Origin of the sequence: Mesorhizobium sp. LSJC280B00 (genome assembly GCF_000502835.1) — a bacterium.
GTDB lineage: Bacteria > Pseudomonadota > Alphaproteobacteria > Rhizobiales > Rhizobiaceae > Mesorhizobium.
The window spans coordinates 1-22,168 of record NZ_AYVL01000045.1 but is presented as its reverse complement, the minus strand read 5'-3'; the positions used below and the strand labels follow the sequence as shown (position 1 = coordinate 22,168).

Genomic DNA, 22,168 nt, shown 5'->3' with positions numbered 1-22,168 from the left:
GGGCTGCGCGGCGGACACGCCGACGTCACCGCAATGCCACGCCATTTTGCAGAACTTGACGCACACAACTGTTGGCGAATGGTTCACGTGTGAATGATCTGCCGCGCCCAAGCCAGGCGGCCTGGTTGCTGGCCACCTCGTAATGCAGACTGGTTTTGATGTGCCGCCCGGGCCCGCCCTCCACCTGCAAATGCGACATTCGAGGCAGCCCTGGTCGTCAGACCAAAAGCGTTGCGCCGCCCCAAGCGATCAGGGCGGTGCCGGCCGCACGGCCAACCCACGGGCCGGCAGGAAACACCGGTTCGACGAGAACCCACGAAGGTCCCGAAATGACCCAGAAGCGGGCGTTCGGCAGCGATCCGAGCAGCAACCATTTTGGCAGGACAGGAAATCGGCATGGAATGCTGCAATCATCATCATGTCCCGTCCAAGTTGTGGACAGTTCCTTCTCAAAGGCGCACTCTTAGCGTGCGAAACGCGAGCTGGCGTTTCGTGCAACGCTTCACATGCTTGACTTGCGTCGGTGATTGTCTGACCTACCCGGATACTTCCGGGTGGGCAGACCTCACATTGTGTCGCCTATCCGTGATCAGGCTACGGCCTAAGGCACGTTGCAGCCCGTTCCGGATCAACTGGGAGGTAAACAACATGCCTGATTTTCAGCGCAGAGAACTTCTTGTTCAAGGAAGCGCGGCTCTTGCCGCAATTGCTGCTCTCTATACCTCGCGCCGGGCTTACGCTTTTCCAACACGGCCGAACGAGGAAGTTATTCCATGGCTGGATCAGCCGACCGAAAATCCCGATCCGGCGGGTATCCAGAAGCAGCTTGTCTGGGAGGATTTGGATAGCTGGATAACGCCAAACGACAAGTTCTTCAGCATCTCCCATTTCAACCGACCAACGATCGACGAGAAGACATGGTCGATGGAGATCGGAGGCCTGGTTAAGAAGCCCCTGGAGTTAACGCTCGCCGACATCAGGGCGCGACCGCGGCAGGAGGTCGTTTTCACAGTGGAATGCTCGGGCAACCACGGGTTCCCCTTTTTCACCGGGGGCATCGGCAATGCTCGCTGGGCAGGGACGCCGCTCGCCCCGATCCTCGAGGAAGCCGGCGTTCTGGAGAAGGGCATCGAGGTCGTCTTTTTCGGTACCGACACAGGCGAGATCCCGATACGCGACGTCAAGATGCAGCAGAACTTCGCTCGCAGCATGTCGCTCGCCGACGCGATGAACCCCGACAATCTCCTCTGCTATGAAATGAACGGGGCCGCCTTGCCGGCGCCCAATGGCTTCCCGGTACGGCTCATTGCGCCAGGCTGGTACGGGATCGCCAACGTCAAGTGGCTAAAGCGCATCGAGGTTCGCGATACGCGGTTCATGAGCCTTCTGATGGCCCGTGACTATGTCACCATCCGGGAGGAGGACCACAACGGCGAGACCGTATGGGCCGAGACGTCAGTCGGGCGAGCGCTGATAAAGTCCGCGCCTGCGAAGGTTACCCGGAAAGATTCAGATTACCGCATCGTTGGGGCAGCCTGGGGGGCGCCGATCGACCGGGTCGAAGTGCAAATCGATCAAGGGCCTTGGACACCAGCGACCATTGACCACAGTGAGGAGGCCGAACACGCTTGGAAAATATGGTCCCTGGCTTGGGCAAATCCCTCTCCTGGAGAACACACGGTGACCTCGCGCGCGGTCGGCACCACAGGACAAATTCAACCGGCGATGGACGATCCCTTGATAGCCAAGAAACACACATACTGGGAAAGCAATGGCCAGGTGACGCGCCGCGTGCGTATCGGCTAGAGGATTTTGCCGCCAAATGGAGTCATTTGGCGTCCGCATAAATGCGGCAAAACAGATAGTTAGAGCGAGTTACCGGTTCCAAGAGAACCGGAACCGCTCTAAGAACGTGCTGCCATGTGGCAATTGCGTTTGGGTCACCCAAGGAGGAGGCTGCCTGATCGCCATCTTCGCACCATTCCAGCCTTCTACTCACCCGTCCACCGTTTCAATCTCCGCGTCGACCAGACACCAGGGCGCATAGCGGAAATCGCGGATCTGGATGACCTGATCGTCCCTCCATTCGACCAGCATGAAGCCGCGCACAGCGCCGTCGGCCGCCTGCGGGTCGCGGATGAGGATCGCCGGCCTGCCGTCGACCACGCCGAGCGACAATGTCCAGTCGCTGATACGGTCGTAATTGCCGAAATAGGTCGAAACCTCGGCCTTGCCGCGCAGGCGGACGCGGTTGACGACGTCGAGCCGCACGTCCTCGGCGATCAGTGCCCGCAAAGCGTCGAAGTCGCGCGCGTTGAACAGGTCGACATAGCGCCGCAGCCGGCGCTCGTCATCGGCGTCGAGCCTCGGCGCGAGCGCCTGCTCGGGCTGCAGCGCCAGCACCTTGAGCTGCGCCCGCCCGCGATGCAGCGCGGCCTTGGTGGCGGCGAGCGTCGCGCCGGTCACTTCGCAGGTCTCATGCAGGCTGAGGCCGAGCACGTCGACCAGGATCACAGCGCTGCGCTGCGGCACCGAAAGCTGCATGAAGGAGCGCAGGCTGGTCTGGGCGGCGAGCCGGCTGTCGGCGCTGCCGGAGGGATCCTCGATGACGCTCATGTCGGCCTCGGTCATGCGCGACCTTTCCCGATTGCGCCGCCGCAGGTGATCCTGCGCGGCATTGTGGGCGATGCGAAACAGCCATTGCTCGGGACATTCGACGATCGCACCCCCGTCGATCGCCTGCAGCGCCTTGATCAGCACCTCCTGGACGATGTCCTCGCCGTCGATCACTGAGCCGGCCATACGCGCGCAGTAGCGATGCAGCCTTGGCCGCAACCCGACGAGCATCACCTCCAAAGTCGCCCTGTTCATTTTCGGCGTAGCATCCCATTTCTGCGCGAGCGGCATGGCAGGCGCTACCCGGCTTTCTGATCCGCCAGCATACGGTAATTGCCGATGACTTTGACAGGCGATCGCATTGCCGGGGTCGAACGGCGCTGGGCGTGGTTTTCCGTAAACGCCTTGAAGGCCGCAAGCCCGGTCAACGCCGAGGAATCGCCGTCCTGGCCGACGATGTGGACGAACGAGCCGTCGTCCAGCTCGAGCACGAGATAACGCACCGTCGGCGGTGCCGCCTCGCCAAGCGCTTCGAACACTTTTTCGACCAGCGCGCGGTTATCTTCCAGGTCGGCTTGCTTCACACCGTATCGAATGAGCGCGTAGTTCATGGTCGTCTCCTGACTGGTTGGTATGAACGAAGGACGACCGGCTGCGCTGAAAAGATTCTCCTTGCCGAAGAATCTTTTCGGTTGCCCGCATCGTCTTTCCCGCGTGGGCGGCTGCGCGGCTGCCATCAAGCAGGAGAGACGATCATGCATATCCAGTTTGCCGAGCTTCCGGTGTTCGAGCAGGACCGCGCCAAGGCGTTCTACACCAGGCATCTCGCCTGCCAGGTCATGGCCGACCAGAAGATGGGTGATGGCGGCTGGCGCTGGATCGAGCTGGCATTTCCGCATGCCGTGACGAACCTGCATTTTGTCAGGCGCGCCGACGACGCTCCCGGCGCGGAGCCGGTATTGGTGCTGGTCGACGAAAATGTCGGGGCAATGATCGCGGCCATGAAAGCGGGCGGCGTCGAGATCATCACCGAAGCGCATGAGGCGCCGTGGCAGCCGGGGCGCACGGTGGCGGAGTTTCGCGACAGCGAAGGCAACCGCATGGTCCTCGCCAGCCGATAAGGCACCGGAGCCCTCTGTCCGGCGGGGCGTCGTACCTAAGTCCTACCTCCGGCCGGACCATCGGCCGTACTTCCTTCGTATTATTATTTCGTGACCTCTGCGCGCCGGAACCTTCCCTTGCATCGGGCGTTCGGGCGCTGTATCGCGATGCCTCATATTTAGGCAAGCGGAGGAAATACGAATAAGGGCGGGTGGCAAAACAAACATGGGCCGGGGAGGAGCATCTTACCATGTCGAACCGTAAAATCGGAATGTCCCACAGTTTGGGGCTGCGCGTCGCTGACCTCAAATCCAGAATGCAAAGTGCCCAGATTACCGAGCATGAGATCAAGACATTTCAAAAGGTTGCCGCCATTATGGGCGGCGCCAAAGGCTCACTGCGCCTCGACGCGGACGATCTGATCGCCGCGTCCTTCCTTGTCGATCCCTTGGAAGATCTCCCGCTCTCCAGTTGAAGGCGCTGAACGCAGGTCAAAATCCTATCGGGTTTGAACCTGCGATTGCCGCCGGCGGAGCATCCGCCAGCCCAAGCCGCATGCGAGGATGACGTTGGCCAGCGCCAGGCCGGAAAGCGCGGCCAACGTCCCGTGCGGGCCGAAGCGCTCCAGCAGCAATGCTCCGGCCGAGGGTGCCGCCGCCTGGGCGATCAGGCTCGGCATGGCGAGGCGGCCCATCAGTCTCGCGTAGCCGTTCGAGCCGAACAGCGCGAGCGGCAGCGTTCCCCGCGCGATGGATTCGAGGCCGATGCCCGCGCCGTAGAAACCGAGCGCCAGCGGGATGATCGGCATGCCGGCCCAGAGCGCTGAAACGCCGATCGCCACAAACGTAACCGAGGCAAACTTGGTGAAAATCGGATGGTGGTAGCGCGCGATCATCATCTCGATCGCGCGGGCCGCCACCTGGGACGGGCCAACCAGCACGCCGAGCCCGACGGCTGCGGCAAGCGCCATGCCGCTGCCTTGCAGGATTGTGAGCAGATGCACCGATAGTGTCGACGAGATCACCGCGGCGAGTGTCAGGGTCGCGGCCAGAACGACTATGATCGACGGATCGGCTTCGTTGTCGAGAATGGGTGCCGCCTCCTTCACTCCCGGTTTGACTGCCGGTTGCGGCGCCTCCCGGGGCAGGATCACCAGATAGAGCGGAAGCGCAATTGCCAGCTGAAAGGCGGCGTAGACCAGGCAGGTGCCGCGCCAGCCGACCTCCCCCAGCAGCAAGGCTGAGATCGGCCAGCAGATGGTGCTCGCAAGGCCGCCGAACAGCGTCAGCATGGTGATGGCGGAGCGCGCGCCGTGGCCATAGTGGCGGCCAAGCGTTGCGAAAGCGGCATCGTAGAGCCCCGCCCCCATGCCCAGGCCGATGACCAGCCAGGCAGCGATATAGGCCGCAAGGTTGGGGGCAACGGCCAGCCCAACCTGGCCGACCCCGATGCATCCGGCGCTGAACGCCAGGACGTTGCGGCCGCCATGCCGCTCGATCGACGACCCGACGCGCGGAGAGATCAATCCGGCCACAAGCAAGCCAAGAGACAGGCCGCCGACAACCCATGCCAGCGGCCAGCCGGTATCGGAGGAGACTGCCGGCGCGATGACCGCGGGAAGATAGTAGGAAGAACCCCACGCCATGATCTGCGTCAGGCCAAGCGCGGTGATGATCGCGCCGCGGCTGCGCAGGATGGCCGGCGAAGGCGGCGAAAGACTCATGCCGCGACGCTGCAGCCACAGCCGCCTTTGCCGACCGCCTTCGCCTTGGCGTCGGCGACACAGCACGCATCCACCGCTGCCGGCGCCGGACCGCCGCAGCACCCCTTGTCGGCAATGCCGATCCGCGGCACGGTGCAGACGCCGGTCTCGGGCAGCACGAGCTGGACATTGTCGGCCGCCACCATGTCGCCGGCGATCGCCGCCGCGACCGAGCGGACCTGCTCATAACCGGTCAGCAGCAGGAAGGTCGGCGCGCGACCATAGCTCTTGATGCCGACTGTGTAGAACCCTTCCTCTGGATGGCTGAGCTCACGGTGGCCGTGCGGCGGCACGTCGCCGCAGGAGTGCTCGTTGGGATCGATCAACGGTCCCAGTGCCTTGACGCTTTCCAGCCATGGATCGAGCTCGAGCCGAAGCTCACGGGTCAGCGACAGATCCGGGCGCTGTCCGGTCGCGGCGATGATGCGGTCGACCGGGCCAAGCGCCTGCAAGCCGTCCCTGGTCTGGCCTTCGACGACCAGCCGGCCGTCGGCATCGCGGATCGAAACAGCCGCAAAGCCCGTCACCAGCCTGACGCCGCCGCTCTCGGCGAGTTCGCGCACTTCGGCGCCGAGTTCGCCGCGTGCCGGCAATTGGTCGGCATCACCGCCACCGTAGATGCGCACCAGGTCGGTGCCGCGCGTTGTCCAGATGAAAGCGGCGCCGGCCTCCACATTTGCCAGGCTGGCGAGATCCAGCACCGCATTGGCGGCCGAATGGCCGGAGCCAGCGACCAGCGTCGTCTTCCCCGCATAAAGGCTGCGGTCGCGGCCGAGAATATCGGGGATGCCGTAGGCGATGCGGTCGGCAAACTCGGCTTCGCCTTCGGCATGAATTCCGCCGGCGCCGAGCGGGTTCGGCATCTGCCAGGTTCCCGAAGCATCGATGACGGCACGTGCGCTGTCGCGTCTTGTACCATCGGCAGTCTCGACCGCCAGCATGAACGGCCGGTTCTCGCGTCCCTTGCTCAGCACCTTGTCGGCGCCCCAGCGCGAAATGCCGACGACCCGGGCGCCGGTTTCGATCGACGGCGACAATTGCGGAAGCTTTGCAAGCGGCTCGAGATAATCCGCGACGAGGTCGTCCGCGGTTGGGAATGCCTCGGGCTCAGGCATCCGCCAGCCATGCGCCTCGAGCAGGTTTCTGGCCGCCTGATCGACGCAATAGCGCCAGGGCGTGAACACACGGACATGGCCCCAATCCCTGAGATTGGATGCAACCGCATTGCCGGCTTCGTAGACTTTGACAGGAATGCCCCGCGCGATCAGGTGGACCGCTGCCGCCAGACCGACCGGCCCGGCGCCGATCACCGCAACGGGGAGTTTTTCGATCATCTCCATGTCTTCTATCCTTCCGGTAGTTTCGAATTATACTGCCAAAAAAATCACGCCGCCGTCTTGGCCGTCGCTTCCGCCGATGCCGGCGCACAGGTGGCGTCGGCGCAGCATTCGTCTGCGAGGTATCCGATGAGCCCGTTCATGGCGGGATAGTTGGCCCGGCAGATCAGCGTCGTCGCCTGGCGCTCCTGTGTCACCAGGCCGGTGTCGACCAGCCGCTTTAGGTGATGCGACAGCGTCGAGGCGGCGATGCCGAGCCTGTCCTGGACGCGTCCGACCGGCAGCCCCTCATCGCCCGCCCGCACCAGCGTCCGATAGAGCTGCAACCGCGTCGGGCTGCCGAGGGCTTCAAGTTGCGAGGCTGCTTTTTCGAGTTTCATGGAAATAAGCTATTTCCAGAATCGCTGCACGTCAAGAGAATTTCGACAAAGATCGAAATAAGGCGATATCTAGACGACGCGCTTGCCGCTGGCGTCGATGACCACCTCGCCGTCCTCCTTGGTGAACGGGCCGATATCCGGATTGGGCAGGATATCGAGCACGGCTTCGGATGGTCGGGCGAGCATGGTGCCGAGCGGCGTCACCACGATCGGCCGGTTGATCAGGATCGGATGCGCCAGCATGAAATCGAGGATCTCGTCGTCGCTCCACTTCGGGTCGCCCAGGCCAGGTTCGGCATAGGGCGTGCCCTTTTCGCGCAGCAATTGGCGCGGCGTCATGCCCATCGCTGCGATCAGCTCGACGAGCTTTTCGCGCGACGGCGGATTTTTCAGATATTCGACCACCTCAGGCTCCTCGCCGGACTGCCTGATCATGGCCAGCGTGTTGCGCGAGGTGCCGCAATCGGGGTTGTGATAGATGGTGATGGTCATTGCGCAGCTTTCATCTGTCCGGCTGGTTTCGGTTGGGCGAGCAGCCACCCTGCCAATGCCATGGCGAGCAACGCGCCCAAAAGTTCGGCGCCGATGAAGCCCGGCAGATCGGCGGGGCGGATCCCGGCAAAAGTGTTGGAGAACGCACGGGCGATGGCGACGGCCGGATTGGCGAAGGATGTCGATGCGGTGAACCAGTAGGCGGCGGTGATATAGAGCCCGACCAGCCAGGGGATCGAATCCGGACGGGAACGCAGGCCGGCGAGGATGGTGAAGACCAGCCCGAAGCCGGCGACCAGCTCCGCAATCCATTGCCCGCTTCCGGTCCGCACCGTCGCCGACACTTGCAGGATCGGCAGTTCGAACATCGCATGCGCGAGCAACGTTCCAGCGATGCCGCCGGCAATCTGGGCGGCGACGTAAGCCAGCGCTGCGTTCGTTTCGATCTCGCGTCGAAGCGCGAATACCAGCGTCACCGCCGGGTTGAAGTGCGCTCCGGATATCGGTCCGAATATGGTGATGAGCACGACCAGGATCGCCCCGGTCGGCAAGGTGTTGCCGAGCAAGGTGAGTGCGACCTCGTCGGTCAGCTTATCGGCCATGATACCGGAACCGACCACGGTGGCGACCAGAAGAGCCGTGCCGAGGGCTTCGGCAACAAGGCGGCGGGGAAGATTGCCGGAGCTCATCTGGCTAGCAGTTGCAGGTCACGGCCTGGATGACAGGCTGGCAAAGTTCCGGCGCGCCGTTGCAGCAATCCTCCATGAGGTAGGCCAGCAGATCGCGAAACCTGGTCATGTCGGCGAAGTAGCGCACGCTGCGGCCCTCCCGTTCGGTCCGCACCAGGCCGGCATGCGACAGTATCTTGAGATGAGCCGACATCGTATTCGGAAATGCGGCGAGCCGCGTGGCGATCTCGCCCGCCGGCACGCCGTCGGCTCCAGCCCGCACCAAAAGGCGAAAAACGTCCAGCCGGGTCTCCTGGCCGAGCGCGGCAAGCGCCGAAAGTGCGAGTGTCTTGTCCATACTTCCAGATTTCCAGAAATTGGGAATAGAGTCAACGCGCGAAGACTGTGTTGAGAAACGAAATCTCACCGAAGGCGGGGAAATCCGTAGCGGCGGCAGCTAAGGCGACAGCTCGCGCAGGGCTGCGTTGGCGGCAACAAATTCGTAGGAGTTATTGGGGCAATCGCTGGCGGCGAGCCGATAGAGCCGCAAAGCTTCATCGCTGTGCCCCTGCAGTCGGCTCAGCTCGGCGCTGAACATATTTGTCTCGCACAGGTTTCCGCGTTTCTTTATCGCATCAGGGTCGTCGGCTTCTGCAATTGTCGCGGCGAGAGTCTGCTCGCCAAGCAGCATTCGAACAGCCGGCGCCGGCCATCGCGTCATGTCGAGCTTCTTGGTCGCTTCCTGCAAATGCCCTGCTGCGCCATTGCGACGCTCGGCAAAATCGAGCCAGATCGCAACATACGCATCCTCTGGTTTGACTGTGGCGGCTTGCGCGAAATCGGCTTGGGCTTTCTCCATCGCACCGGAGTAGAAATGGACGATACCCCGGCCCAAATAGGCGTAGACAATCGTCGGATCGAGGCTGATTGCCTGGTCGTAATCTGCCGTTGCACGTGCGTATTCGCCTTTTATTGACCAGACGAGACCTCTGCTGAGATAAGCATGGGCATATTTCGGATCGAGCCCAATTGCTTTGCCATAGTCCTCGAGGGCGCGGTCGTATTCGCCATTCTTGTCCCATATCCAGCCGCGCTTCCTGTAGGCACTGGCGTGTTTCGGGTCGAGCAGGATTGCCTGATCGAAGTCGGCAATCGCGCGGTCGTCATCGCCTTTGTGTGCCCAAGCCGTACCTCGATCGTCGTAAGCATTGGGGTCTTTCGAATCGAGGCCGATCGCCTGGTCAAAGTCGGCGATGGCGCGGTCATAGTCGCCTTTGTCAGCCCAAACGTTGCCTCTGTTGTAGAAGGCACTGGCGCGTTCCGGATCGAGACTGATCGCCTGGTCGGCGTCGGCGATGGCGCGGTCGTAGTCGCCCTTATATTTCCAGGCCCGGCTTCGATTGCCATAGGCACTGGCGTCTTTCGGGTCGAGGCTTATCGCTTGGTCGTAGTCGGCGATCGCACGATTGTAATCGCCTTTGATTGTCCAAGTCAGGCCTCTATCGAGGTAGGCACGGGCGTTCTTCGGATTGAGGCTGATTTCCTGATCGTAGTCGGCAAGGGCGTAGTCAGAATCGCCTCTGAGTGACCAGGCCATGCCTCGATGATGATGGACTCCGGCGACATTCGGATCGAGGCTGATCGCCTGTCCGAAATCGGAAATGGCATGGTCATAGTCGCCCTTGAGTAGCCAGGCCATGCCCTGATTGTCGTAGGCGCTGGCTTCCTTCGGATCGAGGCTGATCGCCTGGTCATAATCGGCGATGGCACGGTCGTAGTCCCGCTTCCTTTTCCACACGAGACCTCGGTTGTTATAAGTTCGGCCGTCGCGGGGATCGAGGCTGATCGCTTGGCCGAAATCGGCGATAGCGCGGTCGTTGTCGCCCTTGCGTGCCCAGGCCAGGCCCCGGTCGCCATAAGCTCCGGCATTCTGGGGCTCGAGGCTGATGGCCTGATCGTAGTCGACAATAGCTCGGTCGTTGTCGCCTTTGTCGAGCCAGGCAGAGCCTCGGATGCGGTATGCATCGCTCTTCGGGTCGAGGCTGATCGCCTGGTCGAAATCGGCGATAGCGCGATCAGCGTCGCTCTTGAGTGCCCAGGTGATGCCTCGGTAGTAATAAGCACTGGCATCTTCCGGATCGAGGCTGATCGCCTTATCGAAATCGGCAATGGCGCGATCATAATCATTCTGCCTCGCCCAGGCGACGCCGCGCTTGAAATAGGCCGTCAAACGGCTGCTGGCGGGCTCCGTCACATCCTCTATCATGAGTGTACAAGCGGCAATTCGCCGAGCCGTATCGGCCTCGTCGTCCCCGACACAATCGCTGCTGGCAGCCAAAGCTGGGCCGCTCAGGGCAAACAAGACCACGAGCCCACGCAGCAGCGACCGACAAAAAGACCTATGCCATTTTCGAATCATCGGCTCACGGATCATGTCGTTTATTTGCATCGCAGTGCGCTTGATCAAGAAGGCCTTGATCTTTGCAACCCAACACTGCAACCATTCTTGGGTCAAGGTGAGACTTGATTTTTTTGACCTTTGCCAAACCGACACCCGCCCGTGACATTCGGCGGAGACAGCGGCGGCTCGCCTGGTCCAAATCAGCCAGGCACTGTGGCGGCGACCGCATCAGCGCGACCAAGGCCGGCAACCGCTTTTCTGACCCGCTGCAGATGCGCCTGGCGTCCGGCGGCCGAGACGCTGTCCATCCGGTAGAGCGCCAGGAATTTGGTCCGGCACAGCGGATGGCAGACGGAGCGGAAGCCGCGCAGCAGGGTCCGCCGGCCGGGCTGTCCCATGATCCACGACATCAGCGGCGTGGCGCCACATGTGGTCATTGCCATCACCCGGCGTATGTGCCGCAATTTGGGCCGCGGGCCGCGTCGTGCCGTCGGCATCTCGAAAGCGAAGCCCGGCACCAGCACACGCTCCAGCCAACCTTTCAGCATCGCCGGCAGGCCATACCACCAGGTCGGATAGATGAAGACGACCGCCTCCGCCCAGAGCAGCTCCTGCGCATGTTCGTGCACCGGTTGCAGGTTCGCCGCCTTGTCGTGGTAACCGCGCCATTCCCGCGTGCGCATGACTGGATCGAAGCCGGTCGCATAGAGGTCGAGCAGGTGGACCTGGTGGCCGCTTTCGGCAAGCGTCTCCAGCACCGTGTCGCGCACCGCGCCGTTGAAGCTGTCGGTGCAGGGATGGCAATGGACGACGAGGACCTTCATCTGGCGCTCAGACCTGTCGGTCGCGAGAGGATCGCGGGGGTGCATGCAAGCGTCGCATGCAAACAAGCCACCCGCAGACGTAGTCGATCAGCTGTTTTCATGCGACGCCCCGCAGCCCCGTATCAAGACGCAACACCTCCGGTCGCGTCAAGGCCCGTTCGTGCGCAGACGTGAGCTTGCTGGGGCCAAAACCCCTAACAGTGGATTCGGTTTTTCGATCAGCATTGTTCCAGAAAGCCTGCGCCCTAGCTTCACGGCGTGTCCAAAGCGTCAGGAGAAAAAGATGCAGACAGGAAAACTGAGCGGCAAGATCGCCTTGGTGACGGGCGCCTCTTCCGGCATCGGCGAGGCCACCGCCTTGGCGCTGGCGGCCGAGGGCGCCACGCTGGTGATTGCCGCGCGGCGCACCGAGCGCCTGGACGACCTGGCGAGGCGGATCCGTGAGACCGGCAGCGCGGCACTGCCGATTGCCGTCGACGTCACCGACGAAACGCAAGCCACGGCGATGGTCGAGCGGGTCCAGCAGGAGTACGGCCGGCTCGACATGCTGCTTGCGGTTGCCGGCGTCGGCGTCGCCGCGCCGTTCCGCAACACGACACCGGAAGAATACCGCCGGATGGTCGACGTCAACATCCTGGGCCTGCTTTATCCGATCCATGCGGCACTGCCGTCGATGCAGCGGCAAGGCGCCGGCCACATCGTCGTGGTCTCGTCGGGCACCGGCCGTTATATCCACCCTTCGGTGGTTTATTCCGGCACCAAGCACGCGGTGAGCGCGATGGCGGAATCGCTGCGTCGCGAGATCGGCAAAGACGGCATCCGCGTCACCTGCATCGAGCCTGGCGCCGTCAAGACCGAGTTCACCCAGAATATGCGCGCCGATGTGCGCCAGGCGGTCGAGCAAAGGCTGGGCGACATGGAGCAGCTGGAAAGCGAGGACATCGCCGCCGCCATCCTTTATGCGGTGACGCAGCCGCCAAGAGTCAACGTCAACATCCTGACGCTCTATCCGACCGAACAGGCGTGAGGGCCGCAAAGGTGGTGCCCTGCGCCGCCCCCGCAGCGTCATCCGCCGGTCATCAGCGTGAACACAAGCTGCCGCAACTTGCCGCCTGGGCCGAATTCGACCCGGTCGAAATCGCGGCTCGCCTGCCGTTGTGCCTGCGAGATTCCGGCGAGCCGTCTCGTCACTTCGATCCTGATCTTGCTGCAGCCACGGTCATCGGCGACGGTCAGGCCGATGGTGGCCGCCTCGATCTTGTGCACCATGTCGACGATGCTGGCGCCATGCACCTTCTCGTGAGCGGCGAGGCCGGCTGCGAAAACCTCCCAGTTCTTCTGGATTGCGCCCGGCAGCTGCGCGGCCGGCTTCGGCAAGGTGTAGGTGATGATCAGCTTCGGCTGCGCCGACACCAGCACGCAGGCGTCGCCTTGCGGCTTGTAGTCCCTCACCCAGGTCAGCTTGAAATTGGTATGCGCGATGACGCGGCGTTCGCCGAGCAGCGGCCCGCGCCCGCCGATCGAAACGTAGAGTTCCGGCCCGGATTGCCCCGAGATGGCATAGGTCTCGACCTTTTCGACTGCCTGCCAGCCGGCATGCGCCGGCGATGTCGGCAACAAGGCGAGCAGCAGGCAAAGGCGAATGGCTGTTTTCATGCAAGTCCTCGCAGCCGCTGCGCACGACGCAAACGATATGCAGTTCCCTTCCGTGGACATAGCCGGCGGCCGGCTATAGTGGGATGCTCGTATACAAGAATCCACAGGCAACATCATGTCGCCGCGACCGAACATTGCCCGGCAACGCCCTGCCCCCGGGTCCCAGCCTCCCGGCGTCAGCCTCTGTCGCGCGCTGTCGAAGCTTGGCCTGTGCTCGCGCAAGCAGGCCGAGCTTCTGGTTTCCGAGGGGCGCGTGCGGGTCGCCGGCAAGATCGTGCGCAACGGCTCGATTCGCGTCGATCCAGGCCGCGATCGCATCGAGGTCGACGGCCGCCGCGTCGCCGCCGAGCGCAAGGTCTATCTGATGCTCAACAAGCCGCGCGGGCTGGTCACCACTCGCGACGACCCGCAGGACCGCGGCACCGTCTATGATTGCCTGGCAGGCCTCGACCTGCCTTTCGTCTCGCCGGTCGGCCGCCTCGACAAGGCCAGCGAAGGCCTGCTGTTGATGACCAACGACACGCGCTTCGCGCAGCGCCTGCTCGATCCCGCCTCGCATGTCGCCAAGACCTATCACGTGCAGATCGGCGCGCTGCCCGACGAGGCCATGCTGGCGCGGTTGCGCGCCGGCGCGACCGTCGACGGCGAATTGCTGACGGCCCGCTCGATCGAGCTGCTGCGCGGCGGCACCAGCACCGCCTGGCTGGAGATCGTGCTCGACGAGGGCCGCAACCGCCATATCCGCCGGCTGCTCGCCGCCCACGATGTCGAGGTGCTGCGCCTGGTGCGGGTGGCGATCGGCCAATTGCAGCTCGGGGAGCTTGCCAAAGGCAAGGCACGCCATCTGAGCGCGGAAGAGCTGGCGATGCTTCAGGCCTAGCCGGCTGGCGGCGACTCGATAGTCAGGCAGCTGCCAGTCGAAGCCCACGTGACGCAGCAAGCAGCGCGGGCGGACAAGAGTCGCTTTCGACTCCTGGCGGATATTCCTGACCGACCGCTCACACGGGTTCGACCGATATCAATGTCTATCGGTATTACATTCCGTCAGCACACCACAGATCGCAGCCGGCGGCGTTGATTTCCTGCATAAAAATCTTGAGCGATTCTTGGGCAGGCATGGGAAGCTGGCCAACCAACGGGACAAACAAATCGATCAGGGCCTGGCGATGGTCTGGAGAGATGCTCTGCGCGAGATAGGGACCATCTGCTCTCAGCGATTCAACAAGAACTATCTTGTTTCCCTCCTTCAGAGCCGGGTCAGCCAGAAAAATCGAGGCGCCACGAAACATTTTCTCTATGCCTCCTCGAGCTTTGGCTCCGTTGGGGCGCAACATTTCGGCAGCGTTAGGTTGGTGCGCTAGGAAATCATTGAAAGCTATCTGCGAAGCGGCAGCAGCCCGAATCAAAAGCGCGAATGTCTGCGTAGCTTCATCCTGCAGAGGCAATGAGCTATTTTGGCTATAGAGCGCGAGTAGCGACCGACTTCTGTCCATTACGAAAGACAGTGCTACCAGGTCGCCCTCATCGTATGGCGGCGAACCTATCAAAGCCCCGCCGTCCCAAATCTTGTGCAGTAGATCCCGGTCCGTTGGATCTTCAAGATTTGGCAATTTGCCTTCAATCCGGCGCTGCTGCAAAAGTTCATCCAACTTGGCGAACAAATCCTTCGCATAAGCCGAGCCTGTTGGTGGAACATGGGCGTGAGCCCATGTCGAAAATAGGATGGCAAAAATCGACCACACCAAACGTTTCACGGCCGTTCCTTTACTTGACTACCTTCAGAGGGCGACGGCGTTGTGCAATCAAGGCCAAGCGATAATCGATATTGTCAATCGGAGCGCCACACTCCTTTGCTTCGAGCAGAAATTTGCGAGCCTCCTCGAACCGCAGCAAGCGCTTCTCATACAGAACCGCCAACGCCAACCGATGGCACCAGTCTGCTGGCTCCATTTCAATTGCGTGCAGCAAGGCCTTTTCTGACTCGTCGTACCGGTCTGTCAATTCGCGAAGAAAAATACCGTATTGATTATAGGTCCAAGCTGAAACACCCGAGAGTCCGAACACCTTGTCGAACGCCTTTTGAGCCTCTATGGGCGCGTCTGTTTCGAACGCCATCAGAGCGGCCAGATTCTCCCACACCTTAACATAGTCCGGCTTGAGTTTGATCGCGCGCTGATACGCCTTTTTGGCGTCGGCGAAACGGGCCAGATGATGATGATAAACAAAGCCGAGATTGAACCACGACCATGCGTGCTCCGGATCGATTTCAACGCACCGCAGCGCAAGTTTCTCAGCTTCATGGTAGCGGGCGAACCGGCGACGGAGCAGTCCCGACAACTTCCCTGTCGCCCAGCGGTAGCGTGGATCGATTTCTATTGCCCGGCGATAGGCCTTTTCAGCCGACAAATAGTTGCCGATTTCATCGAGCATTAGCCCAAACGATGCCCAGGCGACGCAGGCATCTTCTGTGGTTGCATCGAGGCGGCATTGCTTGAATGACTGATAGGTGGATTCCGCGATCTCCCACGCCGAGTTCCCAAGGCGGTGTGTGTCGGCAACGCAATCCCAGATGATCGCGTTGCGCGGGTGCGCGGCTATTCCCCGTTGCAAGGCGGCCAAAGCCAGCTGCGGCGTTTCCATTTTGTCGCGCAGGAACAAGGCAAGCAGGATATAGTCCCGCCCGGTGTGCACCTCGCCCTCTGCGCGCGTAACGTTCTCGGCACATAAGTCAGGGAGATTGAGCTTCTTGAACTGCTGAGCGAAGAAAAGGCTCGTCTGCGCGCTACGGTGCGTATCGATTTTCCACCGCTCGTAGAAGGCATGGACGCTCGCTTCGCTCAAAGCCATAGTCGGCCCTTCGGCAACTCCGCAAAACCAGACAAAATTGTCGACAAATCGCCAAAGCTGTTCCCTGTCGGATACAGCATCAATTGCCCGCAAGAGAACCGACACCGCGGTGTCCAGGCTGCTTTCCTCGGCCTCCAGTTCGACAAGCCCTGTCCAGGGATCGAGGTTAGCGGGATCACGCTCTATCTTCGCAACCAACGTCTCGCGCGATTCAAATTGAAATGTAAGGGGTTCATCAGTTGTCATTGTCGGAAGAAGCCTTGGCTTTGCCGCACTGGGCCAGCACCTTGCCGATGGCGGCGGATGAGCCGGCAAGCGGAAAGCTGTTCTCGCCATATTTGCCCGAGGCGACCGTGACCTCGCCCTTGGAGCGCAGCAGGGCCAACAGCGGGTCGGTGCTGCTCAATTCCACGGTGAAGGTGTTGTACATTTCTTCGAGTTGAAGCGTCTTGGTCACCGCCTTGCCGCCGGCCTTGAACGCGAACGAAGCGATGCCGGGTTCCAGTTGCGGACCGCTGTCGCCCAAATCATAGCTCAGCGTCGGCTTGCCGAAACAGGCCAGCGTCAGCTGGGCGCCGCCATTCGATCCGCCGCAGACCGACGCCATCAGCACTTTGCCGCCCTCCTCTTCCTCCAGTTTCGCCGTCCAGCCGCACGGCGCGGCAAACGCCGGCTGCGCCGCTTGCAGGACGACCTGAGCGGCGACGCAACCCGCCACGACGAATTTCGCCAATCCGCTTCGCATGATCTTCCCTTCCCAAGTCATCGAACCATCGTCGGCCACGTGGCATCAAGGACTATACAAAACAAATTGTCCCGTGGCATTACCGGCGACACCAGGGCGCTGTAGCAATTCAGGCGATTGATTTTCGATCGAGTGGAAGCGGCACCAGCACCGCCTGGCTGGAGATCGTGCTCGACGAGGGCCGCAACCGCCACATCCGCCGGCTGCTTGGCGCCTACGATATCGAGGTGCTGCGCCTGGTGCGGGTGGCGATCGGGCAATTGCAGCTCGGCGAGCTTGCCAAAGGCAAGGCACGCCATCTGAGCGCGGAAGAGCTGGCGCTACTTCAGGCCTGAAGTGCTGGCTCCAGGGGCCTTCGCACCGAACGGGTGATTGACATTAACATTCCTGTTTCATATTTTCCTTTTATGAAACCGAAATGCGACAGCGCAATTGAAGGGCTGGTCCGACGCGAAGTGGCTCGGCAGCCGGAGAGAAAAGCATGAGCACGGCGTTGCGGGCGGTTCCCAGATTCCTGGACGAATTGGGCACGTTTGGCGGTCTCAAGGGAACCGACATTGCAAACATCACCGACGTGTCCAAGGCCACGGTTTCGAGGTGGAAGGCCGGCGACATCAAGCCCCAGCCGCGCAGCGAGCTCATTCTATCGGACCTGCACTATATCGTCGGCCGACTGCAGGAATTCTACGAGCCAAGCGATATCCGCACCTGGCTTTACGCTCGCCACCCGCAATTGAACGGTGAAAGGGCGATAGATCTCATTCACGACGACCGTGCTCTCGACGTGCTCAAAGTCATCGATCGGCTTGAGAACGAGGTCTTTCTCTAGTTGGCGATCGCCGGGCGGAAACGACGCGATAGCCGGCTCATCGACGCTATCGAGGCAATAGTTCCGGTCGAATACTCCGCAACGGTTTGGCGTGTGGTGCGCCAGGGCCGCAGCCCGATCCAGTGCTCGAGCTCCGGCGGCCGTTGGGACGATGGAACATTCGACGTGCTCTACACCTCGCAAGAGCGCGAAGGTGCCTTGAGCGAGATGAGATTCCACCTGACGCGCGGGCAGCCAGTGGTCCCTTCGCGTGTCAGATACAATCTCTTCGAGATCGATCTCGCTTTGGACCGGACGCTCAGACTGCTCGACCTGGCAGCCTTGCAGACCCTTGGTCTCGACACCGCGCGCTACGGGCAGCTTTCGTATCAGGAAAAGCACGCCGAATATCCGAGGTCGCAAGACATCGGCGAGGCCGCGCATTTCCTCGATTATGACGGTCTGATCGTGCCCAGCGCGCGATATGACTGCCTGAACGTCGTCGCGTTTTGTGATCGGCTGCCGGCTGGAGCGATGACGATCAGAACCGATCACGGGGAAACTGCCTGGGCTAGCGGCGGCCCCGCTGCCGTCCATCCCCCGCACGGGTGATGCGGCCAGCGGAAGTGGCGCGCTAACATTGCCTCCAAGTGTAGAGCGTCTAACGCGCAAGGGAGGATCCATGCATATGCTCCGACTGATACCGACGCTGCTGGCGCTGCTGGCGCTGCTGGCCGTCATGCCATTGAACGCTGAAGCGACCACGAAGAGGTACCCCAAGGGCCACGGCACGAATTGCGCCGAGAAGGACCAGGCGTGCCAGAAGAAATGCCAGGCTGTGCCGATCGACTACAATAGCGTCAGATCCATCAAGGGACGCAACGAATGTCTGAATAATTGCACCATCGGCTACGATCAGTGTCTCGGGGCACCCGCCCGAATCCAGGAACAGACAATCCAGGAAGACGCCGCGCAATAGAAGCCCGCTAGAGATGGCTCCAATGCGCAAGAGACATAGGTGTGATCGAATGACGGCGACAGTCCGCCGGTCGCCTTCATGTGCGGCCGCCGACTTCGTCGACATGGCGCAGCATGTCGTCGGGATCTTCATAGACGCGAAACGCGCCCGATTGGCGGAGCTCCTCGGTGCTGTAGCCGCCGCTGAGCAGGCCGACGCCGTCTCGATGCCCCCGCTGGTGGCGATCGCCCACGATATGCCCGCCTTCGTCAGCCAGACCAGCAATTCGCGCGCACCGGGGAGCGGACGGATGCGGCTCGCCGGGCGCTGATAGGCTTCGGCATGGCGCCGCCGCAGCCGGTCGACGCGCTCGGTGCTGATCTCAATGTCGGTTTCGCGCAGCAGCTGGTTGGCGAACAGCCCGCCACTCATGCCGATCTTGCGGTGGATGCGCCAGACCGACAGCTCGATATCCTCCTCGTCGAGCGCCTCCTTCCGGGCCAGCACATGCTGGTAGACGCTGTCGACCAACGTGCCGTCGAGATCGAACAGGAAAGCGGGTTGCATACGCATTGTTTTTCTCCTGGATGCTTTTCGATTGGTCGGACGTAGCGCGAGCTGACCGCAAGCACAGGCCGGGTAGTACCGCCACAAACCCGAGAATCGATCCATCCTCGCTGCCGAGTTGTGCGACCTGCCGGGCCGGCGCGATGTGTGCGCGCCGCGTCATGGATTTCGGCAAAATCCAGCCCATATTCCTAGATGTGGAGCTTTGAGCGTGAAACTCGCGCGTGCGGTCCTGCTTGCCGCGGCTTTCGTGGCTGTTGCGGCCGTTTGTCCCTCTTCCGCAACCGGAGAGGCGGACGGCCGGGAGAAAATTGTGTTGCGCGTCGAGATAGACGGCGCCATCGGTCCGGCGAATGCCAGGCAGCTCGAGGAAGCGCTGGCGGTGGCCGCGGACCGAAACGCCCAGGCTCTCATCCTGCAGATGGACACGCCCGGCGGGCTGGTCACCAGCATGCGCGAGATGATCGCCGGCATTCTCGCCTCGCCGGTTCCCGTCATCGGCTATGTCGCGCCCGCCGGCGGGCACGCGGCGAGCGCCGGAACCTACATCCTCTACGCCACCCATCTGGCGGCGATGGCGCCCGGCACCAATCTGGGCGCGGCAACGCCGATCGAGATGGGCGGGCCGCTGCCATCGTTTCCCGGCGGCAAGAACGATGGCCCCGAGGCGGACAAGGACAAGAAGAACGCACCCGCGGGCGATGCGATGATCGCCAAGGCGACGAACGATGCCGTTGCCCTGATCCGAAGCCTGGCTGAATTGCGCGGGCGCAATGCCGAATGGGGAGAAAAGGCCGTGCGCGAGGCGGCCAGCCTGTCGGCCGGCGCGGCGCTGCAGCAGCATGTCATCGATTTCGTCGCCCGCGACACCACCGAACTGCTTCAACTGGCCGACGGCCGGACCGTCGAGATCGCCGGCAAGAAAGAGGCATTGGCGACGAAAGGGCTGCCGGTCGAAACGCTCGAGCCAGGCTGGCTCATCCGGCTTCTCGCCGTGATCACGGACCCGAACATCGCCGTCATCCTGATGCTGGTCGGCGTCTATGGCCTCGTCTTCGAATTCACGAGCCCGGGCGCGGTCGCGCCCGGCGTGATCGGCACGATTTGCCTTCTGCTCGGACTCTATGCGCTCAATCTCCTGCCGATCAGCTATGCCGGCCTTGCCTTGATGCTGCTTGGCATCATCTTCCTGGTCGTCGAAGCCTTGAACCCGACTGTGGTCCTTGGGCTGGGAGGCGTGGCTGCGTTTCTGCTGGGCGCTGCCATGCTGCTCAGGATCGAGGGGCCCGGCTTCGAGATGTCGTGGGCCGTTATCGGCACCGCCGCCGTCCTGACGCTCGGCCTGGCGCTGCTGACCGGCAGCTATCTGTGGGCGGCCCGCAAGAACGTTCCGCGTGTTGGCGCACAGGCCATGCAGGGGCTGCCGGCGGAGGTCCTCGACTGGCAGGGCAGCGAGGGCCACGTGCTCGCCCGGGGCGAGCGCTGGCGGGCAAAAGCCGACGAACCGCTTGCAGTGGGCGACAGCGTCGAGGTGGCCGATGTCAGGGATCTTGTGCTGACGATACGGCGCCGCAATGTGAGAAGCGATGGAGCAAGGCAATGATCATCGGTTATGTGGCCTATCTGGCAGCAGCGCTCGTCGTGGTCATGTTCCTATCCGCGGCCATTCGCATCCTGCGGGAATATGAGCGCGGCGTGGTCTTCACGCTCGGCCGCTTCACCGGGGTCAAGGGCCCCGGCCTTATCATCCTCATCCCCTTCGTGCAGCAGATGGTGAAGGTCGACCTGCGAGTGGTGGTCCAGGACGTGCCGCCGCAGGACGTGATCTCGCGCGACAACGTCTCGGTGAAGGTCAACGCGGTGCTGTATTTTCGTATCGTCGACGCCGAGCGGGCGGTGATCCAGGTTGAAGACTTCATGACCGCCACCAACCAGCTGGCACAGACCACGTTGCGCTCGGTGCTCGGCAAGCATGAGCTCGATGAAATGCTGGCCGAACGTGACAAGCTCAACAGCGATATCCAGGAGATTCTCGACCAGCGCACCGATGCCTGGGGCATCAAGGTCTCCGATGTCGAGATCAAGCATGTCGACCTCAACGAGAACATGGTCCGCGCCATCGCCAAGCAGGCCGAAGCGGAACGGCTGCGGCGTGCGAAAGTGATCAATGCCGACGGCGAACAGCAGGCGGCGGCAAAGCTCGTCGAGGCCGGCAAGATGCTGGCCGAAGCACCGCAGGCCATGCAGCTACGCTATTTCGAGGCTCTCCATGACATCGCCGGTGAGCGCTCGTCGACGGTCGTGTTTCCGGTGCCGATGGATCTGCTCGGTCATTTCATCAAGCAGGGTGGTGGAGGCGGAGGCGGCTGAGCGCGTAATCTCCCCCCTCGAGGGGGAGATGGCCGCGAAGCAGCCAGAGGGGGTCGTCTCACATAGATCGCCGACGCCTTCCTCTACGAGAGACGGCGCTGACGCTCCACGCGCCGCGACCCCCTCTGTCGCCTTCGGCGACATCTCCCCCTCAAGGGGGGAGATCAGCACCCTCACCTCCGCCACGGCGGGACCGGCGCAAAGCGTTTGCCGATCCAGTCGGCGAAGGCACGTGTCTTGGCGGCTTGCCCCTTGGCCGAAGGCATGACGACATAGACGGCGCCCTCGTCGGCAAGCGTCCAGTCCTCCAGCACTGGCACCAGCCGGCCGTCGGCGAGCTCGCGTCCGACCAGCCAATCCGTGCTCATCATCAGTCCGACGCCTTGCACGGCGGCTTCGACCAGCACCTCGGCGTCGTCGGTGACCAGCGGCCCGGAGACCTCGATACTGACGCGCCGGCCCGAACTGTCGGTCATCTCCCAGGCCGGAAAGGTCTGGAAACCCGAGAAGCCCAGGCAACTGTGTTCCAGCAGCGCCTCCGGCGCAGTCGGCGTGCCCCGGCGGGCGAGGTAGGACGGCGCGGCGCACAGCAGCCGCCGCCGTGTCGCGACCTTGCGCGCCACCAGCCGCGAATCC

General features: G+C 62.4%; 25 protein-coding genes and 2 pseudogenes. 11 read left to right on the top strand and 16 right to left on the bottom strand.

All coding sequences use genetic code 11. The annotated features are described in order from the left end of the window. The first annotated feature begins 648 nt into the window (after positions 1 to 648). Positions 649 to 1,806, top strand: coding sequence for a sulfite oxidase (locus X773_RS71020; RefSeq protein ID WP_023680370.1), 1,158 nt, complete (start codon positions 649 to 651; stop codon positions 1,804 to 1,806). A gap of 189 nt (positions 1,807 to 1,995) precedes the next feature. Here the strand turns inward: X773_RS71020 and X773_RS71015 are convergent, their stop codons facing one another. Both X773_RS71015 and X773_RS78695 read right to left on the bottom strand, forming a co-directional pair. After that, a complete protein-coding gene (locus X773_RS71015; protein WP_031213094.1) occupies positions 1,996 to 2,871 on the bottom strand; it encodes a sigma-70 family RNA polymerase sigma factor in 876 nt (291 codons plus the stop codon). Between the two features lie 44 nt (positions 2,872 to 2,915). Continuing rightward, positions 2,916 to 3,377 (bottom strand): hypothetical protein, encoded by a 462-nt coding sequence (locus X773_RS78695; RefSeq protein ID WP_245274856.1) that lies wholly within the window; start codon positions 3,375 to 3,377, stop codon positions 2,916 to 2,918. On the opposite strand from X773_RS78695, the gene X773_RS71010 reads away from it, so the two are divergent. Both X773_RS71010 and X773_RS71005 read left to right on the top strand, forming a co-directional pair. After that, complete coding sequence (locus X773_RS71010; RefSeq protein WP_023680367.1) at positions 3,372 to 3,737, top strand: VOC family protein; 366 nt, start codon at positions 3,372 to 3,374, stop codon at positions 3,735 to 3,737. The two genes, X773_RS78695 and X773_RS71010, sit on opposite strands and share 6 nt — an antisense overlap. A 230-nt stretch (positions 3,738 to 3,967) precedes the next feature. After that, on the top strand, positions 3,968 to 4,192 hold the full coding sequence (locus X773_RS71005; RefSeq protein WP_031213090.1) for a hypothetical protein: 225 nt from the start codon (positions 3,968 to 3,970) through the stop codon (positions 4,190 to 4,192). 24 nt (positions 4,193 to 4,216) lie between these two features. Here the strand turns inward: X773_RS71005 and X773_RS71000 are convergent, their stop codons facing one another. From X773_RS71000 to X773_RS70965, 8 genes are all read right to left on the bottom strand, one after another. Continuing rightward, a complete protein-coding gene (locus X773_RS71000; protein ID WP_023680365.1) occupies positions 4,217 to 5,440 on the bottom strand; it encodes an MFS transporter in 1,224 nt (407 codons plus the stop codon). After that, positions 5,437 to 6,819, bottom strand: a complete 1,383-nt coding sequence (locus X773_RS70995) for an NAD(P)-binding domain-containing protein (protein WP_023680364.1) — start codon at positions 6,817 to 6,819, stop codon at positions 5,437 to 5,439. Before X773_RS70995 ends, X773_RS71000 begins: the two co-directional genes overlap by 4 nt. A gap of 44 nt (positions 6,820 to 6,863) precedes the next feature. After that, positions 6,864 to 7,196: a metalloregulator ArsR/SmtB family transcription factor gene (locus X773_RS70990; protein ID WP_023680363.1), complete on the bottom strand. Its 333-nt coding sequence runs from the start codon at positions 7,194 to 7,196 to the stop codon at positions 6,864 to 6,866. A gap of 69 nt (positions 7,197 to 7,265) precedes the next feature. Beyond that, a complete protein-coding gene (gene arsC, locus X773_RS70985) occupies positions 7,266 to 7,688 on the bottom strand; it encodes an arsenate reductase (glutaredoxin) (RefSeq protein ID WP_023680362.1) in 423 nt (140 codons plus the stop codon). After that, positions 7,685 to 8,377 carry an MIP/aquaporin family protein gene (locus tag X773_RS70980; RefSeq protein ID WP_023680361.1) on the bottom strand — a complete coding sequence of 231 codons (693 nt, stop codon included), beginning with the start codon at positions 8,375 to 8,377 and terminating at the stop codon, positions 7,685 to 7,687. The genes arsC and X773_RS70980 overlap by 4 nt, the downstream gene beginning before the upstream one ends. 4 nt (positions 8,378 to 8,381) lie before the next feature. Then, positions 8,382 to 8,714: a metalloregulator ArsR/SmtB family transcription factor gene (locus X773_RS70975; protein ID WP_023680360.1), complete on the bottom strand. Its 333-nt coding sequence runs from the start codon at positions 8,712 to 8,714 to the stop codon at positions 8,382 to 8,384. 99 nt (positions 8,715 to 8,813) lie between these two features. After that, on the bottom strand, positions 8,814 to 10,823 hold the full coding sequence (locus X773_RS70970) for a tetratricopeptide repeat protein (protein WP_156937485.1): 2,010 nt from the start codon (positions 10,821 to 10,823) through the stop codon (positions 8,814 to 8,816). A gap of 134 nt (positions 10,824 to 10,957) precedes the next feature. Continuing rightward, positions 10,958 to 11,581 (bottom strand): NAD(P)H-dependent oxidoreductase, encoded by a 624-nt coding sequence (locus tag X773_RS70965; protein WP_023680358.1) that lies wholly within the window; start codon positions 11,579 to 11,581, stop codon positions 10,958 to 10,960. A gap of 283 nt (positions 11,582 to 11,864) precedes the next feature. On the opposite strand from X773_RS70965, the gene X773_RS70960 reads away from it, so the two are divergent. Further along, positions 11,865 to 12,608 (top strand): SDR family NAD(P)-dependent oxidoreductase, encoded by a 744-nt coding sequence (locus X773_RS70960; RefSeq protein WP_023680357.1) that lies wholly within the window; start codon positions 11,865 to 11,867, stop codon positions 12,606 to 12,608. Positions 12,609 to 12,646: 38 nt separating this feature from the next. On the opposite strand, the gene X773_RS70955 is transcribed toward X773_RS70960, so the two are convergent. Beyond that, entirely contained in the window at positions 12,647 to 13,237 is a 591-nt protein-coding gene (locus X773_RS70955) for a DUF922 domain-containing protein (protein WP_023680356.1), read from the bottom strand. Between the two features lie 115 nt (positions 13,238 to 13,352). Between X773_RS70955 and X773_RS70950 the strand changes: the two genes are divergently transcribed. After that, on the top strand, positions 13,353 to 14,117 hold the full coding sequence (locus X773_RS70950; RefSeq protein WP_023680355.1) for a pseudouridine synthase: 765 nt from the start codon (positions 13,353 to 13,355) through the stop codon (positions 14,115 to 14,117). A gap of 154 nt (positions 14,118 to 14,271) precedes the next feature. Here the strand turns inward: X773_RS70950 and X773_RS70945 are convergent, their stop codons facing one another. Genes X773_RS70945 through X773_RS0139900 form a run of 3 tightly spaced genes read right to left on the bottom strand, consistent with a single transcriptional unit; the run spans position 14,272 to position 16,829 of the window. Next, a complete protein-coding gene (locus tag X773_RS70945) occupies positions 14,272 to 14,991 on the bottom strand; it encodes a hypothetical protein (protein ID WP_156937484.1) in 720 nt (239 codons plus the stop codon). 10 nt (positions 14,992 to 15,001) lie between these two features. Next, on the bottom strand, positions 15,002 to 16,330 hold the full coding sequence (locus X773_RS70940) for a tetratricopeptide repeat protein (protein ID WP_023680353.1): 1,329 nt from the start codon (positions 16,328 to 16,330) through the stop codon (positions 15,002 to 15,004). After that, complete coding sequence (locus X773_RS0139900) at positions 16,320 to 16,829, bottom strand: hypothetical protein (RefSeq protein ID WP_245274855.1); 510 nt, start codon at positions 16,827 to 16,829, stop codon at positions 16,320 to 16,322. Before X773_RS0139900 ends, X773_RS70940 begins: the two co-directional genes overlap by 11 nt. A gap of 149 nt (positions 16,830 to 16,978) precedes the next feature. On the opposite strand from X773_RS0139900, the pseudogene X773_RS75670 reads away from it, so the two are divergent. From X773_RS75670 to X773_RS70925, 4 genes and pseudogenes are all read left to right on the top strand, one after another. Beyond that, positions 16,979 to 17,164, top strand: a pseudogene (locus tag X773_RS75670) (pseudouridine synthase); the annotation flags it as partial. Positions 17,165 to 17,310: 146 nt separating this feature from the next. Beyond that, positions 17,311 to 17,658, top strand: a complete 348-nt coding sequence (locus tag X773_RS70935) for an antitoxin Xre/MbcA/ParS toxin-binding domain-containing protein (RefSeq protein ID WP_023680350.1) — start codon at positions 17,311 to 17,313, stop codon at positions 17,656 to 17,658. Then, entirely contained in the window at positions 17,659 to 18,249 is a 591-nt protein-coding gene (locus tag X773_RS70930; protein WP_023680349.1) for an RES family NAD+ phosphorylase, read from the top strand. A 70-nt stretch (positions 18,250 to 18,319) separates the two neighbouring features. After that, positions 18,320 to 18,616: a hypothetical protein gene (locus X773_RS70925; protein ID WP_023680348.1), complete on the top strand. Its 297-nt coding sequence runs from the start codon at positions 18,320 to 18,322 to the stop codon at positions 18,614 to 18,616. Positions 18,617 to 18,692: 76 nt separating this feature from the next. Here X773_RS70925 and X773_RS70920 read toward each other — a convergent pair. Next, positions 18,693 to 19,168: pseudogene (locus X773_RS70920) on the bottom strand (HAD family hydrolase). Between the two features lie 205 nt (positions 19,169 to 19,373). Here X773_RS70920 and X773_RS70915 point away from each other — a divergent pair. Together X773_RS70915 and X773_RS70910 are read left to right on the top strand one after the other, a co-directional pair. After that, positions 19,374 to 20,765, top strand: coding sequence for a nodulation protein NfeD (locus tag X773_RS70915; protein WP_031213070.1), 1,392 nt, complete (start codon positions 19,374 to 19,376; stop codon positions 20,763 to 20,765). Next, complete coding sequence (locus X773_RS70910) at positions 20,762 to 21,532, top strand: slipin family protein (protein ID WP_023680344.1); 771 nt, start codon at positions 20,762 to 20,764, stop codon at positions 21,530 to 21,532. Before X773_RS70915 ends, X773_RS70910 begins: the two co-directional genes overlap by 4 nt. A 173-nt stretch (positions 21,533 to 21,705) precedes the next feature. Here X773_RS70910 and X773_RS70905 read toward each other — a convergent pair. Beyond that, the coding region (locus X773_RS70905; protein WP_023680343.1) for a substrate binding domain-containing protein at positions 21,706 to 22,168 on the bottom strand (463 nt) is incomplete at its 5' end.

What these genes read in the sequence shown, in the direction of transcription:
- X773_RS70995 (WP_023680364.1), bottom strand. Translation starts at nt 6,819, where the DNA reads ATGGAGATGATCGAAAAACTCCCCGTTGCGGTGATCGGCGCCGGGCCG.
- X773_RS71020 (WP_023680370.1), top strand. Translation starts at nt 649, where the DNA reads ATGCCTGATTTTCAGCGCAGAGAACTTCTTGTTCAAGGAAGCGCGGCT.
- X773_RS70940 (WP_023680353.1), bottom strand. Translation starts at nt 16,330, where the DNA reads ATGACAACTGATGAACCCCTTACATTTCAATTTGAATCGCGCGAGACG.
- X773_RS70935 (WP_023680350.1), top strand. Translation starts at nt 17,311, where the DNA reads ATGAGCACGGCGTTGCGGGCGGTTCCCAGATTCCTGGACGAATTGGGC.
- X773_RS78695 (WP_245274856.1), bottom strand. Translation starts at nt 3,377, where the DNA reads ATGCATGATCGTCTCTCCTGCTTGATGGCAGCCGCGCAGCCGCCCACG.
- X773_RS71000 (WP_023680365.1), bottom strand. Translation starts at nt 5,440, where the DNA reads ATGAGTCTTTCGCCGCCTTCGCCGGCCATCCTGCGCAGCCGCGGCGCG.
- X773_RS70980 (WP_023680361.1), bottom strand. Translation starts at nt 8,377, where the DNA reads ATGAGCTCCGGCAATCTTCCCCGCCGCCTTGTTGCCGAAGCCCTCGGC.
- X773_RS70965 (WP_023680358.1), bottom strand. Translation starts at nt 11,581, where the DNA reads ATGAAGGTCCTCGTCGTCCATTGCCATCCCTGCACCGACAGCTTCAAC.
- X773_RS71010 (WP_023680367.1), top strand. Translation starts at nt 3,372, where the DNA reads ATGCATATCCAGTTTGCCGAGCTTCCGGTGTTCGAGCAGGACCGCGCC.
- X773_RS70910 (WP_023680344.1), top strand. Translation starts at nt 20,762, where the DNA reads ATGATCATCGGTTATGTGGCCTATCTGGCAGCAGCGCTCGTCGTGGTC.
- X773_RS70925 (WP_023680348.1), top strand. Translation starts at nt 18,320, where the DNA reads ATGCATATGCTCCGACTGATACCGACGCTGCTGGCGCTGCTGGCGCTG.
- X773_RS71015 (WP_031213094.1), bottom strand. Translation starts at nt 2,871, where the DNA reads ATGAACAGGGCGACTTTGGAGGTGATGCTCGTCGGGTTGCGGCCAAGG.
- X773_RS70960 (WP_023680357.1), top strand. Translation starts at nt 11,865, where the DNA reads ATGCAGACAGGAAAACTGAGCGGCAAGATCGCCTTGGTGACGGGCGCC.
- X773_RS70950 (WP_023680355.1), top strand. Translation starts at nt 13,353, where the DNA reads ATGTCGCCGCGACCGAACATTGCCCGGCAACGCCCTGCCCCCGGGTCC.
- X773_RS70955 (WP_023680356.1), bottom strand. Translation starts at nt 13,237, where the DNA reads ATGAAAACAGCCATTCGCCTTTGCCTGCTGCTCGCCTTGTTGCCGACA.
- X773_RS70975 (WP_023680360.1), bottom strand. Translation starts at nt 8,714, where the DNA reads ATGGACAAGACACTCGCACTTTCGGCGCTTGCCGCGCTCGGCCAGGAG.
- X773_RS71005 (WP_031213090.1), top strand. Translation starts at nt 3,968, where the DNA reads ATGTCGAACCGTAAAATCGGAATGTCCCACAGTTTGGGGCTGCGCGTC.
- X773_RS70990 (WP_023680363.1), bottom strand. Translation starts at nt 7,196, where the DNA reads ATGAAACTCGAAAAAGCAGCCTCGCAACTTGAAGCCCTCGGCAGCCCG.
- arsC (WP_023680362.1), bottom strand. Translation starts at nt 7,688, where the DNA reads ATGACCATCACCATCTATCACAACCCCGATTGCGGCACCTCGCGCAAC.
- X773_RS0139900 (WP_245274855.1), bottom strand. Translation starts at nt 16,829, where the DNA reads ATGCGAAGCGGATTGGCGAAATTCGTCGTGGCGGGTTGCGTCGCCGCT.